Genomic DNA, 16,779 nt, shown 5'->3' with positions numbered 1-16,779 from the left:
GTCCTTACTCTCTGGTAACACAGCAGCCACTGGGTGGTAAAGCACAGTTCGGTGGACAGCGTTTTGGTGAGATGGAGGTTTGGGCACTGGAAGCATACGGTGCATCCTACACACTGCAGGAAATCCTGACAGTAAAATCCGATGATGTTGTTGGACGTGTTAAGACATACGAAGCAATCATCAAGGGTGACAATATTCCTGAGCCGGGTATTCCGGAATCCTTCAAGGTTCTCTTAAAAGAACTTCAGTCTCTTGGTCTGGATGTGAAGGTACTCAAGGATGACAATACAGAAGTACATCTTCTTGAATCTGTAGATTACGGTGACACAGACCTTCGTTCTGTCATCGAGGGAGATTCCAGAAGACATCATGACAGAGAAGAAGACTACGGCAAACATGGCTATACAAAGCAGGAGTTTGACGGAGAAGAACTCGTTGACATTGACGAGGATGAAGATGAGGATGACTTCATTGAGCTGGATGAGGCTCTTGAAGACAATGACGAAGAGTAAGAAAGGGGAAAGAATACATGGCAGAAACAACTAACGCCAATGAAACATATCAGCCAATGACTTTCGATGCCATCAAAATCGGACTGGCGTCCCCTGAGAAAATCAGAGAGTGGTCAAGAGGCGAGGTTTTAAAACCTGAGACCATCAACTACCGTACCTTAAAGCCGGAGAAAGACGGACTTTTCTGTGAAAGAATCTTTGGACCGAGCAAGGACTGGGAGTGCCACTGTGGAAAGTACAAAAAGATTCGCTATAAAGGTGTTGTCTGCGACAGATGTGGTGTAGAAGTTACCAAATCCTCTGTACGTAGAGAGCGTATGGGACATATCGAGCTGGCTGCTCCGGTATCCCACATCTGGTATTTCAAAGGAATTCCGTCCCGTATGGGACTGATCCTTGACATTTCTCCGAGAACTCTGGAGAAAGTTCTTTACTTTGCTAACTATATCGTACTGGATCCGGCTAATTCCGGACTCCAGTACAAACAGGTACTTACAGAGAGAGAATATCAGGATGCACGTGAGGCTTATGGGTATGATTTCCGTGTAGGTATGGGTGCAGAATCCATCAAAGAGCTTCTTGAGGCAATTGATCTTGAGAAAGATTCTGTTGAACTGAAAAAAGAATTAAAAGATGCTACAGGCCAGAAACGTGCCAGAATCATCAAACGTCTGGAAGTTGTAGAATCCTTCCGTGAGTCTGGAAACCGTCCTGAGTGGATGATCATGACAGTGATTCCTGTAATCCCGCCGGATCTTCGTCCTATGGTTCAGCTGGATGGAGGACGTTTTGCTACATCTGACTTAAATGATCTTTACAGAAGAATCATCAACCGTAACAACCGTCTGAAGAGACTTCTGGAATTAGGTGCACCGGATATTATCGTTCGTAACGAGAAACGTATGCTTCAGGAAGCTGTTGATGCCCTGATCGACAACGGTCGTCGCGGACGTCCTGTAACAGGTCCTGGAAACAGAGCCCTGAAATCCCTTTCTGATATGCTGAAAGGTAAATCCGGACGTTTCCGTCAGAACCTTCTCGGTAAACGAGTTGACTATTCCGGACGTTCCGTTATCGTTGTAGGACCGGAACTTAAGATTTATCAGTGTGGTCTTCCGAAAGAGATGGCCATTGAGCTGTTCAAACCTTTCGTTATGAAAGAGCTTGTTGCCAACGGAACTTCGCACAACATTAAGAACGCCAAGAAAATGGTTGAGAAGCTGGAGCCTGCTGTATGGGATGTTCTGGAGGATGTTATCAAAGAACATCCGGTTATGCTGAACCGAGCACCTACACTGCATCGTCTTGGTATCCAGGCATTCGAACCGATCCTTGTAGAAGGTAAAGCGATCAAACTGCATCCGCTGGTTTGTACCGCATTCAACGCTGACTTCGATGGTGACCAGATGGCCGTACATCTTCCGCTTTCACAGGAAGCACAGGCAGAGTGCCGTTTCCTTCTGTTATCACCGAACAACCTGCTGAAACCTTCTGATGGTGGTCCTGTAGCCGTTCCTTCACAGGATATGGTACTTGGTATCTACTATCTGACTCAGGAAAGACCTGGAAACAAGGGTGAAGGCAAGTTCTTTAAGAGCGTAAACGAAGCAATTCTTGCTTATGAGAATAAAGTAATCACACTGCAGTCCAGAATCCATGTTCGCTGCAGCAAGACAATGCCGGACGGATCCGTTCTGACCGGTACAGTAGAATCTACACTTGGACGTTTCCTGTTTAACGAAATCCTTCCACAGGATCTTGGTTTCGTAGACAGAAGTGTTCCGGGAAATGAACTTCTTCTTGAGGTTGACTTCCTGGTAGCCAAGAAACAGTTGAAACAGATTCTTGAAAAAGTTATCAATACTCACGGTGCTACAAAGACTGCTGAGGTTCTTGATGCGATCAAAGCTACAGGTTACAAGTATTCCACACGTGCAGCCATGACTGTTGCCATTGCCGATATGACCGTTCCGCCGCAGAAACCGGAGATGATCAAACAGGCTCAGGATACAGTAGACCTTATCACAAAGAACTACAAACGTGGTCTTATCACTGAAGAAGAGCGTTACAAAGAAGTTGTTGATACATGGAAGAAGACTGATGATGAGCTGACACATGCTCTGTTGTCCGGACTTGATAAATACAACAACATCTTCATGATGGCCGACTCCGGTGCCCGTGGTTCCGATAAACAGATCAAACAGCTTGCAGGTATGCGAGGACTGATGGCCGATACAACCGGTCACACCATCGAGCTGCCTATCAAGTCTAACTTCCGTGAAGGTCTTGACGTACTGGAATACTTCATGTCTGCCCATGGAGCTCGAAAAGGTATGTCCGATACCGCTCTTCGTACAGCCGATTCAGGTTACCTGACAAGACGTATGGTTGACGTTTCTCAGGATCTGATCGTACGTGAGACAGACTGCTGTGAAAACAGAGATGAGATCTCAGGTATGTATGTAGAATCTTTTGTAGATGGTAAAGAAGAGATCGAAGGACTTCAGGAGCGTATCACAGGTCGTTTCTCCTGTGAGACAATTAAGAATAAAGATGGCGAAGTTATCGTAAAAGCCAACCATATGATCACACCGAAACGTGCTGCCCGCATCATGAAAGAAGGCGTGGACAACCAGACAGGCGGATCTATCGAGAAAGTTAAGATCCGTACAATCCTTACATGTAAATGTAAAGTTGGTATCTGTGCGAAATGTTACGGTGCGAACCTTGCAACCGGCGAGCCGGTACAGGTTGGTGAATCTGTCGGTATCATCGCTGCTCAGTCTATCGGTGAGCCAGGTACACAGCTTACCATGCGTACTTTCCACAGTGGTGGTGTTGCCGGTGGAGATATCACACAGGGTCTTCCTCGTGTCGAGGAGCTTTTTGAGGCAAGAAAGCCGAAAGGTCTTGCCATCATCACAGAGATTCCTGGTGTTGCTGTTATCAATGACACTAAGAAGAAACGTGAAGTTATCGTTACAGATCAGGAAACAGGTGAATCCAAGACTTACCTTATTCCATACGGATCCCGTATCAAGATCACAGACGGACAGATCCTTGAAGCAGGTGATGAACTTACAGAAGGTAGCGTAAATCCGCATGATATCCTGAGAATTAAGGGTGTACGTGCAGTTCAGGATTATATGATCCGTGAAGTACAGCGTGTATATCGTCTCCAGGGTGTTGAGATCAGCGATAAGCATATCGAAGTTATCGTTCGTCAGATGTTGAAGAAAATCCGTATCGAAGATAACGGAGATACAGAATTCCTTCCTGGAACACTGGTTGACTTCCTTGAATACGAGGACGTTAACGAGCAGATGGAAAAAGAAGGCAAACAGCCTGCAGATGGAAAACAGGTTATGCTTGGTATTACCAAGGCATCTCTTGCTACAAACTCCTTCCTGTCAGCCGCTTCCTTCCAGGAAACAACTAAAGTTCTGACTGAAGCCGCTATCAAGGGTAAAGTTGACCCGCTGATCGGTCTGAAAGAGAATGTAATCATCGGTAAACTGATTCCTGCAGGTACCGGTATGAAACGCTACAGAGATGTAAGGCTCAACAGCACAATGCCTGAACCGGAAGTAAAGGTTGAAGATATAGCCGAAGAACTTACGGAAGATGAAGAAATCAAAGATGATGAGATGGTCACAATGGATGAAGAACTTCCGGAAGACGAAGAATTCGATGTTGAAGAATCTGATGAAGAAGAGGCTGCTGAAGACGAAGCTGATGATCAGGCTTCAGACGATGCAGAAGACAACGAATGATCCAACGGAGTAGATAACTTATCCGGACTGATTTGATATGAATTCACAAGAGAACTATCTGTGCCGACAGATTTTGCCGGCGAGGTAGTTCTCTTTTATTTTCCGGAACATTCCATTGCCGAAAAAAGAGAAAAATACAAAGAAACTGCTTTTTGTGTTATAATACCAGTACATTATGAGCAGGTAATGAACTGTGAAGTATTTTTACAGTTATGATAAATATACATTTTTGTTTCCGGTAACATCTTGTAAAAAGCATTGACCGGGACAGGGAAGGAAATAGAAATTGAACAGAAATGGAGGTGCAATATGGATAAAGAACTTCCGGTTTCAGCATGGCCGGAATGGAAAATCATAGAGAAAATCGGCGAAGGCTCTTTTGGAAAGGTGTATAAGGCACAGAGAACAGAACGTGGAAAATCTTTCTATTCTGCTATCAAGATCATCAATATACCCGGAAGCCAGAGCGAGTTGAACAGCGTACGTTCTGAAACAGGGGATGAGCAGTCCACAAGACAGTATTTTCAGAATCTGGTTGAGGAATGTATTCAGGAAATCAGTACCATGGAATACTTTCGAGGAAACTCTTACATTGTCTCTGTAGAAGATTTTAAGGTTATGGAATATCTGGATGTCATTGGATGGGAGATTTCCATAAGGATGGAATATCTGACAAGTTTTATGGATTACTGTGCGGAAAAGCAGCTTACTGAGAAAGAGGTAATAAAGCTGGGAATGGATTTGAGTAAGGCACTGGAATATTGCCGGAAACTTAAGATCATTCACAGGGATATCAAGCCGGAGAATATTTTTGTATCCAGATTTGGCGATTTTAAGCTTGGAGATTTCGGAATTGCACGTGAACTTGAGCGAACCATGAGCGGATTTTCCAAGAAAGGTACTTACTCTTATATGGCGCCTGAGATGTATAAAGGTGAGAAATATGACAGCAGGGTAGATATTTATTCTCTTGGGATTGTGCTGTACAGGCTGATGAATCATAACAGACTGCCATTTATGAGTCTGGAAAAACAGTTTATCACTTACAGGGATAAGGAAAATGCATTAAATAAGCGTGTTGCAGGAGAGCAGATGAGTGCACCTGTGGATGCAGGAACACAGTTTGCCCGTATTATCATGAAGGCCTGTGCTTATGATCCTGCACAGAGATATCAGACACCGGAGGAGCTTTATAGTGCGCTGGATGATCTGAAAAATGGAAGATCTGGCAGAATCCGGCAGTTACAAAACGGTGTTCAGAAAGCAGGAACGGATAAAACAGAATCATATAGTGCAATTGCACAGAACGGCAGAGCAGCACAGAATGTTACATCAGATGCCGAAAATGTACGAAAAAGTACAGTGCAGAATACGTCAGTACAGAATACCCGGGGAAATAAAAAAACATCAGATTTTCAGAATGCTGCAAAAAGAAAACGTGCTGTAAACAATGTTCCGGCGAGCAGCTTTACAGATAAAGAAACAATGTCAGTTGTAGCAGAACAGAAAATACAGCCACAGGAAACGCCATCAGAAACAGTTGCGATAAGATCTGCGCGTGCTGTGGAAGCCAGAAAGCGAAGACGCAGGAAGAAACAGCTGCTGCGCAGGGCATTGCTTGCAATTGTGGCAGGTACAGCGATACTTATGATGGCCGCCGTCTATTACAGAGTAAGTAAAGATCATGCTCAGGAAGGACAGGAGGATAATCCGATCGCAATTCTGGATGATGAGAAATACAGCTCCACAAAATCCGGATCCAAAGATTTCTCCAAAGCTCTGGATACGATCAAGGAGCAGGCAACAACTATCACAGATAATCTGAACAGTTACGACTGGGTTGGAACAGAAGGAACTGTTCTGCGATATCTGAGAAGGGTAAAGACCACTCAGCAGGCAGATGGAAATCTGGATATTGAGAGTGAATGCATGAAAGCTCTGGTCTATCCGGCAGAATCCGGAGATGGAGTTTATGAAGAATATTTCTACTGGGGAGAGAAGTTATTCTTTGCATATATCTGGTATGATGAAACTTCAGAATATTATTATTATAACGACGGCGAACTGATAAGATGGATCGATTCCAATGGAAAGTGTCACGATAACGAAAAAGATAATGAGGAATTCGTGAAACGTGGCGAGAAATACTGGAACAATTCATTGAAAGCATTGAAGGGAGAAGGAACAAAGACAGATAATGGCAATGTATCAGATTGAATGTGCATATACCTGCCATACAGGAAATATCCGGGCAAATAATGAAGATAATTTCTGGTGTTTTGGGGAATCCCTTCCGGTGAACAATGAAGGAACAAAGGGTATCTGCTCAAAGATTATTTCGGGTAACAGAGTACCGGCAATGGCGGTATTTGACGGTATGGGAGGAGAAAGCTGCGGCGAGATTGCAGCCTTTCTTGCATCAGAAGAATTTGGAAAATTTTATAATGCGAATAAAAGAATGCTGAGGGATATGCCGGAAGATTTTATAGACGATGTATGTGAGAAGATGAATCAGGCAGTATGCAGATATGGAACAGAGCATCATATTTGGAGCATGGGAAGCACAATGGCGATGCTCCTCTTTACACCAGAGTCTATGTTTGCCTGCAATCTTGGGGACAGCAGGATTTATTTTATGGATGGTGGTAAGCTTCAGCAGATTTCCACAGACCATGTTTTTGGTGGTACGGCAGTTGGGAAAGCCCCGTTAACCCAGTATCTTGGACTTCCTGAAGAGCTGCAGAGACTGGAACCTTCTGTGACAGAAATCGAGCATAAGGAGGGATACAGATATCTTCTGTGTTCAGATGGAGTAACAGATATGCTTTCGGACAGTGAGATAGAGGCGATTCTGTCACAGGATATGGAAATCCCGGAGATTGTAAATGATCTTCTTAAAAATGCTCTCCAAAAAGGTGGGAGAGATAATGTGACGATCGTGCTCTGTGAAGTACAGAAGCTGGATACAGTCCGCAGAATGAAAGAATGGATGAAAAATCTGAAAGATAAAAAATGAGAGGTGGGGCAGCATGAAGAACCGTATGCAGGATCTGGATTTTGAACAGAATGTTGCGTTTGATAAAGTACAGGAGTATGAATTTACCAGAAGGGCGGCACAGAGATTTCGGCAGGTGGTAAGCCTGGACAGTTTTGAAGACGAAGATGCGGATGTTATTTTCCACTATTTATATAAAGAGATGGAACTGGTGTCCTTTGGCGACCATCTGAAGAGATATATTTATGAAAGGGCAGAGCTGGAAGAACCTTTCTCGGAGATTCCACAGGAAGTGTATAAGGAGATCGTAGTAGATTCCTTTAAGGAAACCTATACGCCCAAATCCATGAATCCTACCTCTACCAAGTTGTCGGCACTGGTGAATAACTGGCTGAATCAGGCATCTGTAAAAAGAGAAACTGTTTTTCTTCTGGGGTTTGGGTTGAAAATGACCACAGAGGATGTGTCGGATTTCCTGACAAGAGTACTGAAAGAACAGGATTTTGATTTTTACAATCCGGACGAGGTGATCTACTGGTATTGTTACAGTACGCAGCAGGGTTATCATAAAGCAGAGGAATTGAAAAAAAAATATGAGATACTCGCTCCTGTGGAAGTGGAAAATACTCAGGTTTTATACGGAAGCAACCTGTGCCTTGATACGGAGGAGAAACTGATCGATTATCTTGCCCGACTGAAATCAAAAAGAGTAGATCCCATATCTGAGAAAAGTCAGGCATTTCAGGAGTTTACAAAGCTTTTATATCATGCGAAGCAGATTATTGCCGGACTGTATCAGCATGATGAAGAGGAAAAAGGTGGGGATAAGGTGTGGACAGCAGAAAGAATTACACCTTCTGATGTGGAAAAAGTAATCTGCAGCGGAATCCCCATCAACAAAATGGGCAATCTGAAGAAAATGTCTGCCTCCATTCTGGCAAAGCATTTCAGCCAGAAGCGTTTCAGCAGGCAGAGGATTACAAATATTTTAAGCCACAAACTCCCGGTGGAGCGCTTTGACCTGATCACACTGGAATTCTTTATCGTATCCCAGGAAATGGAGGATGATGATCCTTTTAACAGATACAAGCATTTTCTGGATGAGATTCAGGATATTCTGCTTCGATGTGGAATGGGAGAGATATACATAGTAAATCCATACGAATGTTTCCTTCTCATGTGCCTTCTCACAGACTGTCCGCTGGCAGTATTTTCGGAGATATGGGAGAAGTCCTATGAAGAGGGGGAAGCTGAAGAGGCATAATGGTATAAACAATTGTACAGCCGGTGCCGGATATGGCACGAAAGGCTGTGGAACTTTTATTAAAGAAAATAAAAGGGGAAGTGATTGAGACATTGACGATTCTTCCTGTTGAATTTGCAGAAGGAGGCACAACCCGTTAAGGGATGTGCCTCCTTCTTTTAACCGAATCAAGTAAGTCCCCTGCGGAGGTTGCGAATATCTGTCTGATTTATGACAATTATCTGGATAGACTGTAGATTCAGAAGAGTGTGTTTATTCATTATAATATCCGTAGATAGCACGTGCATCTGCAGCAATGGTGCTTTGGGCTGCACCGGTATCAGTAAGATTCTGTGACATAAAGCATACTACAAGATCAATTCCTTTGGCTGTATCATAGATGATCGCTGCATCATTTTCTACAGTGTCAAGTTCGCCGGTCTTATTGGCAGTACCGACGCCTTCTGGAAGTTGTGCAGGGATCTTGTTTTTACGCTGCTGCATTTTTAAGTGATAATACATTGCATCTGCGTTTGGAAGAGTAGAAGCGGGAAGGGTTCCGTTGACAGTCTGGTATATCTGCTTTAAAAAGGTTCCACAGTCTTTGACGGATGTATAGTTGTCGCCGTTTTCTTTACCTGCGAGAAGCAGGCGGTTCATCTGGGTGCTGGTGAAACCATGTTCCTGGCAGAAGCCATTTACTTTTGCCATACCTGCAGAGTTATCGCCGTTTCCAAGCCAGTTTACCAGAGTGTTAGCAGCATCATTATCACTGACAGTGATCATGGCTGAAATATTACTGTCAATTTCGTCTCCATTGTGAGACTGGGAGAGTGTATCGTAGTTTTCGTATACAGCTCCCATAATATACAGTTTGATCAGGCTTGCTGCCTGCATGGGAGTATCGTTGATCATGCCTTCAGAATCTTTCGGCAGGTTGCAGACATAGACGGACCAGGTTCCGTTATCAGCCGGCAGCAGGGACTGTACCTGTTTCAGGAGATTGTCCATGCTGGAATCAGTGTTGTCGGTAAATGTGTTGTTGGAGGAAGGGGAAAGTGTTCCGTTCTGCTGTTCGGATTCTGAAGAGGGTTCAGCGGATTCTGACTGCGCAGGAGATGTTTCTCCGGTGGCTGCCTTGACAGAACTTTCCTGTTCTCTTAATTCATCTAACTGATCTGCCTGACTGATAAGGGTATTTGCATCAGTGGAAATCTCCTCTACGGTTTTGGAGAGTGTCTGTACTTTTTGCTGTAGTGTGACGAGATGGTTCAGTGATAAAAATGAAACAGCTGCCAGTGCAATCACTGCAACAGTCAGTATGCCGATCACTATATAGAGAAAAATAGGTTTTTCATTTGGCTTTTTATTCATTGCGGTTTTCCTTTCGTAATTATTATTGTAATCAGGATTGCGGGAACTGCGAAGCTGCGTAGCAATCCGCAGATATCAAGTCAAGGGCAAAATGCTTTTTGACACTTACATCATCATGATGCAAAGTAGCTGTCAATGCCATTTGCGATTCCCTGTACCATTGTTTTCTGGAATTCTGCATCATTCATTTTCAGATCGTCATTCTGGCTTGTCATAAATCCCATTTCGAGGATCGTAACAGGAACAGTGCTCCAGTTAATTCCTGTCATCGTGTCAGTGTACTGGATTCCAAGGTTCTGAAAACCTGTTGCAGCACAGTAGGAATCGATGATGCATCGGGATAATCGATCAGACTGTTCAAACAGTTGTGGGATATAAGGGTTATTCTGGGAGGGTGACATGGTCAGTGCCCCTGATGCAGTATGGGAATCATCGCCGTTTGCATGGATGCGGACATAGATTTCTGCGCCCTGTGAAGCAGCATATTGTGCGCGTTCCATGTTGCTGATGGCTGTTTCATTGTCTGTTCGTGTCATGACTACCTGATAGCCTCTCTGTTCCAGTTCATCCTTTAGTTGAAGAGAGACCTCCAGATTGAGCTGGTATTCGGGAACACCGCTGTAGGTTCCCTGAGTTCCGCTGGTACATTTTGCTTTCATTTCAGAAGAACCGGGACCGTTGGGCTCCGGGGCACTCATATCTACGGACTCACTCTGATGCCCTGGATCGATTCCTATTATATGTCCGTCTGTTTCGGCATCGGAGGAGAAAACGCTGGCACTGGAATCAGAAGAGGCACTGGTGCTGTTCTGGCTGAATACAGAAGGCTTTGATGAAGCTTCTTCCGGGATTTCAGCTTTTTCTTTGGTTTTCTTCTGTGTGGCTGTCTGTTGTTTTTGTTTCATGCGATTGATATTTGACTGGACTGTGTCTATGGCGGTAGTGTACTTGTCTACTGCCTGTTTGACTTCGTCGTGTTTTGCAGTGATCTGTTCGGAGATTGTATCGACTTCTTTTTCAGTGGTGAGGATCTGGTGCAGTGTGGTCCTGTTAAAGAAGATCAGGGCTATGATGCACAGGAGTCCTGTCAGAAACAGAAGGATGCTGATCATGCTGGGTTTCTTCATATATTATAGTGTCCTTTCCTGAGTTTATAGAATGTTATAGTGTGTCTGCAAGTTGATTTGCCTGCTTTAGTTGTTATTATAATAAAAGGGAGGGGGAAATGCAATTGTTAGTGAAGGGGACGCGCCGGATAATATTTATTTTGTGTGCGGTTTCGGACGCTAAGAGATATTATAGCAGTCCTAGTAAATAATGCATCTTAATCCAGCCCATCAGAGTGTGAAATCCTGCGTCAGATATCTTTGCCGTGCGTTAGCACGCCTGCAGATATCTTCCTTGTCTTTCGCACTCTGCTGAACTGTCTTAAATGCATTATTTACTAGGACTGCTATAAATCTGCAGAAATCTGCTAAAAGCATGAGCAGCCCTCTCAAACTCGCTACGTTGCAAACTTCGCTCAAACACGTGAGACGGTCTGCTCATAACGCAGATTTCTGCAGATTAAGTATCTCTAAGCATCCTGCAAATGCACACAAAATAAATATTATCCGGCGCTGGGATTCGCAGTGGGGAAGTGGCAGTAAAGTGGTTGGAGGGGGAGCATATTGTCAGATAAGTTTAATATGGTGATGTAGTGTATGAGGAAAGGATTTTTTGGTTATGATAAAAATATGAAAAAATACTGTAAAATTCACGAGAAATCCCTTGACAGTGCGAGTTTTGCGGGATATAATAAGCAAGCGTGCAAAAGGAGCGTTTAATTTTTTTGCGCGTAATTACACGAATAGCAACCGCAAGGCCCCATAGAAAAATCTATGGAGAAATAAATCGGGAGGTGAAATGGAATGCCAACATTCAACCAGTTAGTAAGAAAAGGACGCCAGACATCTGTAAAGAAATCTACAGCTCCGGCTCTCCAGAAAACATTCAACTCTTTAAGAAAGAAAGCAGTTGAACAGTCTGCACCACAGAAACGTGGCGTTTGTACAGCAGTTAAGACTGCAACTCCTAAGAAGCCTAACTCAGCTCTTAGAAAAATCGCCAGAGTTCGTCTTTCCAACGGAATCGAAGTAACAAGCTACATCCCAGGAGAAGGTCACAACCTTCAGGAGCATAGCGTTGTTCTTATCCGTGGTGGAAGGGTTAAGGACTTACCTGGTACAAGATACCACATCATCAGAGGTACTCTTGATACTGCAGGTGTTGCTAACAGAAAACAGGCCCGTTCTAAATACGGCGCTAAGAGACCGAAAAAGAAATAATTCTAAAAAGGTTTCATAAGAATTTTAAGAACTGATCCTATTGTTTAGGACAGCAGGAATTAATCAATCGAAAATTCACGGAAGACTAGAACTATGAATTTGTACGGTATTCCATATACCCTGCCGGTTGCGGGTTAAATATAGGACCTTACCAGTGCGAACATGCAATAGTTATCTGCGTGAGTACCGATGATTTAATCACAATGATTAAGGAGGGAAGTAACGTGCCACGTAAAGGACATACTCAGAAAAGAGACGTTCTGGCAGATCCAATGTACAACAATAAAGTGGTTACCAAACTTATCAATAACATCATGTTAGACGGTAAGAAAGGTGTAGCACAGAAAATTGTTTACGGTGCATTCGCCAGAATCGAAGAAAAAGCTGGTAAACCAGCACTTGAAGTTTTCGAAGAGGCTATGAACAACATCATGCCACTTCTTGAAGTAAAAGCTAGACGTATCGGTGGTGCTACTTATCAGGTTCCGATCGAGGTAAGAGCAGACAGACGTCAGGCACTGGCTCTTCGCTGGTTAACAATGTTCTCTCGTAAAAGAGGCGAGAAAACAATGGAAGAAAGACTTGCAAATGAGCTTTTAGATGCAATGAACAACACAGGTGCATCCGTTAAGAGAAAAGAAGACATGCACAAGATGGCTGAGGCAAATAAAGCATTTGCTCACTATCGCTTCTAATATAGGAGGAAAATCCATTGGCTAAAGAGGGAAGAGAATATCCATTAGAGCGTACCAGAAATATTGGTATTATGGCTCATATCGATGCGGGTAAAACAACTCTTACAGAACGTATCCTGTATTATACAGGTGTCAACTATAAGATTGGTGATACTCATGAAGGTACTGCTACCATGGACTGGATGGAACAGGAGCAGGAGAGAGGTATCACAATCACTTCAGCGGCTACAACATGTCACTGGACTCTGGAAGAGAACTGCAAACCGAAGCCAGGTGCTCTGGAACATCGTATCAACATCATTGATACCCCAGGTCACGTTGACTTCACAGTAGAAGTTGAGCGTTCTCTTCGTGTACTTGACGGTGCTGTCGGCGTTTTCTGTGCTAAGGGTGGTGTTGAACCGCAGTCTGAAAACGTATGGCGTCAGGCCGACACTTACAATGTACCACGTATGGCATTCATCAACAAGATGGATATCCTTGGTGCAAACTTCTACGGTGCAGTAGAGCAGATCAAGACTCGTCTTGGTAAAAACGCAATCTGCTTACAGCTGCCAATCGGAAAAGAAGATGATTTCAAAGGAATCATTGACTTATTCGAAATGAAAGCTTACATCTACAACGATGAAAAAGGTGATGACATCTCCATCGTTGACATTCCTGAAGACATGAAGGAAGATGCTGAGCTTTATCATACAGAGCTCATTGAGAAAATCTGTGAGCTTGATGACGACTTAATGATGGAATATCTTGAAGGTGAAGAACCAACTGTTGAGAGACTGAAAGCAACATTAAGAAAAGCGACATGCGAGTGTACAGCTGTTCCGGTTTGCTGTGGTTCTGCTTACAGAAACAAAGGTGTTCAGAAACTTCTTGATGCTATCCTTGAGTATATGCCTGCTCCAACAGATATTCCTCCAATCGAGGGAACTGACCTGGACGGCAACCCGGTAGTAAGACATTCTTCTGATGAAGAACCGTTTGCAGCACTTGCATTCAAGATTATGACAGACCCATTTGTTGGTAAACTGGCATATTTCCGTGTATACTCCGGTACAATGAATTCTGGTTCTTATGTACTTAATGCTACTAAGGACAAGAAAGAACGTGTTGGACGTATTCTTCAGATGCATGCTAACAAACGTATGGAACTTGATAAAGTATATTCCGGTGATATCGCTGCAGCTATCGGATTCAAATTCACAACAACTGGTGATACAATCTGTGACGAGCAGCATCCGGTAATCCTGGAGTCCATGGAATTCCCAGAACCAGTTATCGAGCTGGCTATCGAGCCTAAGACTAAAGCTGGACAGGGTAAACTTGGTGAAGCTCTTGCAAAACTTGCAGAGGAAGACCCGACATTCCGTGCACATACAGATCAGGAAACTGGACAGACTATTATCGCTGGTATGGGTGAGCTTCATCTGGATATCATCGTTGACCGTCTCCTTCGTGAATTTAAGGTTGAGGCTAACGTAGGTGCTCCTCAGGTTGCTTACAAAGAGACAATCACCAAAGCTGTTGATGTAGACAGTAAGTATGCAAAACAGTCTGGTGGTCGTGGACAGTATGGTCACTGTAAAGTTAAATTCGAGCCTATGGATGCCAACGGAGAAGAACTGTACAAGTTCGAATCCACAGTTGTTGGTGGTGCTATTCCGAAGGAATACATTCCGGCAGTCGGCGAAGGTATCGAAGAAGCTATGAAAGCTGGTATCCTTGGCGGATTCCCTGTAGTCGGTGTATATGCTAACGTATACGATGGTTCCTACCATGAAGTCGACTCCTCTGAAATGGCATTCCACATTGCAGGTTCTCTTGCATTCAAAGATGCTATGCAGAAAGCAGCTCCGGTTCTTCTTGAGCCTATCATGAAAGTCGAAGTTACTACACCAGAGGATTACATGGGTGATGTTATCGGTGATATCAACTCCCGCCGTGGTCGTATCGAAGGTATGGAAGATATCGGCGGTGGTAAGATGATCCGTGGATACGTTCCACTTTCCGAAATGTTCGGATATGCTACAGACCTTCGTTCCAGAACACAGGGACGTGGTAACTACTCTATGTTCTTTGAGAAATATGAGCAGGTTCCGAAGTCTGTACAGGAAAAGATTCTTGCTAAGAAAGACTGATAATTTTGATCATCTGCAGTCTGTTGGTGTTTAAAGCCAACGGACTGCAGGAGATATAACGTTATTGTTCACTTCGTTCTCAGTAACGTTGCCAAAAATTCATTCCAGATTGTTTTCTGCAATGGAATTTTGGCATATACATGCCAAAACACCTCGTGTGATAGCGGCGTGGGTGAGCTGTAATGATATAACAATTGGTAATGCAAGTTATCAAATTGTATAAAATGCTTGCAAATATTCTGATTATGCAATATAATCAAGGATAGCAAGTTTAAAACCGAAAAGATGCTCTATAATAATATAAGAGCCAATTGTTTTAAGGAGGACGTTTTAAAATGGCAAAAGCTAAGTTTGAGAGAACAAAACCGCATTGTAACATTGGTACCATTGGACACGTTGACCATGGTAAAACAACTTTAACAGCTGCAATCACAAAAGTTCTGGCTGAGAGAGTTGCTGGAAACGTAGTAGAAAACTTTGAAGATATCGATAAAGCTCCAGAAGAAAGAGAGCGTGGTATCACAATTTCTACAGCTCACGTTGAGTATCAGACAGAGAAGAGACATTATGCACATGTTGACTGCCCAGGACATGCTGACTACGTTAAGAACATGATCACAGGTGCAGCTCAGATGGATGGTGCTATCCTTGTTGTAGCAGCTACAGATGGTGTTATGGCTCAGACAAAAGAGCACGTTCTTCTTGCTCGTCAGGTAGGTGTTCCTTACATCGTTGTATTCATGAACAAATGTGATATGGTTGATGACGAAGAACTTCTTGAACTGGTTGAGATGGAGATTCGTGAACTTCTTTCCGAGTATGATTTCCCAGGAGATGATATCCCGGTAATCAAAGGTTCTGCTCTTAAAGCTCTTGAAGATCCGAACGGTGAGTGGGGAGACAAGATCATGGAACTTATGGATGCTGTTGACAGCTACATTCCAGACCCACAGCGTGACACAGATAAACCATTCGTAATGCCTGTAGAGGATGTATTCTCTATCACAGGTCGTGGTACAGTTGCTACTGGTAGAGTAGAGGCTGGTGTACTTCATGTATCTGACGAAGTTGAAATCGTTGGTATCAAAGAAGAAACACGTAAAGTAGTTGTAACTGGTATCGAGATGTTCCGTAAACTTCTTGATGAAGCTCAGGCTGGTGATAACATCGGTGCACTTCTTCGTGGTGTTCAGAGAAACGAAATCGAGCGTGGACAGGTTCTTGCTAAACCAGGAACACTTACATGCCATACAAAATTCACAGCTCAGGTTTACGTTCTGACAAAAGATGAAGGTGGACGTCATACTCCATTCTTCAACAACTATCGTCCACAGTTCTACTTCAGAACAACAGACGTAACAGGTGTTTGCAACCTTCCAGAAGGAACAGAAATGTGTATGCCTGGAGATAACATCGAAATGACAATCGAACTGATCCACCCAATCGCTATGAGCCAGGGTCTTACTTTCGCTATCCGTGAAGGTGGACGTACTGTAGGATCAGGACGTGTTGCTACAATCATCGAGTAATCACTGACTAATATATATTGAGTACCGCAAGGTACATGTGTCCAAACGTAAGATACCCCGGAACCGTAAGGTTTCCGGGGTTTTTCTGTTGAACAGAAGATTAAAATAAGGCTGTAAAGAATAGCGAATAAATTAAAAACAGGCAGGTATGGGAAGAAAATGAAAACCTTCGCATATCTGCCTGTGATACTGT

The 16,779-nt window shown here is 43.5% G+C and carries 11 protein-coding genes; 9 read left to right on the top strand and 2 right to left on the bottom strand.

Annotation, left to right across the window (positions count from 1 at the left end; translation table 11 throughout):
* The 5 genes from AC075J_RS13710 to AC075J_RS13690 form a co-directional block, all read left to right on the top strand.
* The coding region (locus tag AC075J_RS13710; protein ID WP_476390424.1) for a DNA-directed RNA polymerase subunit beta at window positions 1–512 on the top strand (512 nt) is incomplete at its 5' end.
* 17 nt (window positions 513–529) lie between these two features.
* A complete protein-coding gene (gene rpoC, locus AC075J_RS13705; protein ID WP_008705170.1) occupies window positions 530–4,285 on the top strand; it encodes a DNA-directed RNA polymerase subunit beta' in 3,756 nt (1,251 codons plus the stop codon).
* A gap of 309 nt (window positions 4,286–4,594) precedes the next feature.
* Complete coding sequence (locus AC075J_RS13700) at window positions 4,595–6,502, top strand: serine/threonine-protein kinase (protein WP_008705168.1); 1,908 nt, start codon at window positions 4,595–4,597, stop codon at window positions 6,500–6,502.
* Window positions 6,483–7,301: a PP2C family protein-serine/threonine phosphatase gene (locus AC075J_RS13695; RefSeq protein ID WP_008705166.1), complete on the top strand. Its 819-nt coding sequence runs from the start codon at window positions 6,483–6,485 to the stop codon at window positions 7,299–7,301. Before AC075J_RS13700 ends, AC075J_RS13695 begins: the two co-directional genes overlap by 20 nt.
* Before the next feature lie 13 nt (window positions 7,302–7,314).
* Window positions 7,315–8,544: a hypothetical protein gene (locus AC075J_RS13690; RefSeq protein ID WP_008705165.1), complete on the top strand. Its 1,230-nt coding sequence runs from the start codon at window positions 7,315–7,317 to the stop codon at window positions 8,542–8,544.
* A gap of 252 nt (window positions 8,545–8,796) precedes the next feature.
* On the opposite strand, the gene AC075J_RS13685 is transcribed toward AC075J_RS13690, so the two are convergent.
* Together AC075J_RS13685 and AC075J_RS13680 are read right to left on the bottom strand one after the other, a co-directional pair.
* Window positions 8,797–9,897, bottom strand: a complete 1,101-nt coding sequence (locus AC075J_RS13685) for a serine hydrolase (RefSeq protein WP_008705163.1) — start codon at window positions 9,895–9,897, stop codon at window positions 8,797–8,799.
* A gap of 113 nt (window positions 9,898–10,010) precedes the next feature.
* Window positions 10,011–11,024: an N-acetylmuramoyl-L-alanine amidase gene (locus AC075J_RS13680; RefSeq protein ID WP_008705162.1), complete on the bottom strand. Its 1,014-nt coding sequence runs from the start codon at window positions 11,022–11,024 to the stop codon at window positions 10,011–10,013.
* A gap of 783 nt (window positions 11,025–11,807) precedes the next feature.
* Between AC075J_RS13680 and rpsL the strand changes: the two genes are divergently transcribed.
* The 4 genes from rpsL to tuf all read left to right on the top strand — a co-directional run bounded on the left by rpsL (window position 11,808) and on the right by tuf (window position 16,586).
* The gene (rpsL, locus tag AC075J_RS13675; RefSeq protein WP_008705161.1) at window positions 11,808–12,224 is read left to right on the top strand and encodes a 30S ribosomal protein S12; all 417 of its coding nucleotides are present in this window, start codon (window positions 11,808–11,810) and stop codon (window positions 12,222–12,224) included.
* A gap of 224 nt (window positions 12,225–12,448) precedes the next feature.
* A complete protein-coding gene (gene rpsG, locus AC075J_RS13670) occupies window positions 12,449–12,919 on the top strand; it encodes a 30S ribosomal protein S7 (protein ID WP_020993199.1) in 471 nt (156 codons plus the stop codon).
* 17 nt (window positions 12,920–12,936) lie between these two features.
* Window positions 12,937–15,057 (top strand): elongation factor G, encoded by a 2,121-nt coding sequence (gene fusA / locus AC075J_RS13665; RefSeq protein ID WP_008705157.1) that lies wholly within the window; start codon window positions 12,937–12,939, stop codon window positions 15,055–15,057.
* A 335-nt stretch (window positions 15,058–15,392) separates the two neighbouring features.
* Complete coding sequence (gene tuf / locus AC075J_RS13660) at window positions 15,393–16,586, top strand: elongation factor Tu (RefSeq protein ID WP_008705156.1); 1,194 nt, start codon at window positions 15,393–15,395, stop codon at window positions 16,584–16,586.
* The last annotated feature ends 193 nt before the right edge of the window (window positions 16,587–16,779 follow it).

This window comes from Blautia sp. ZXY-1-C6 (assembly GCF_056339875.1).
Note: the sequence above shows the minus strand (reverse complement) of the source record. Positions and strands in the feature narration are given on the sequence as shown.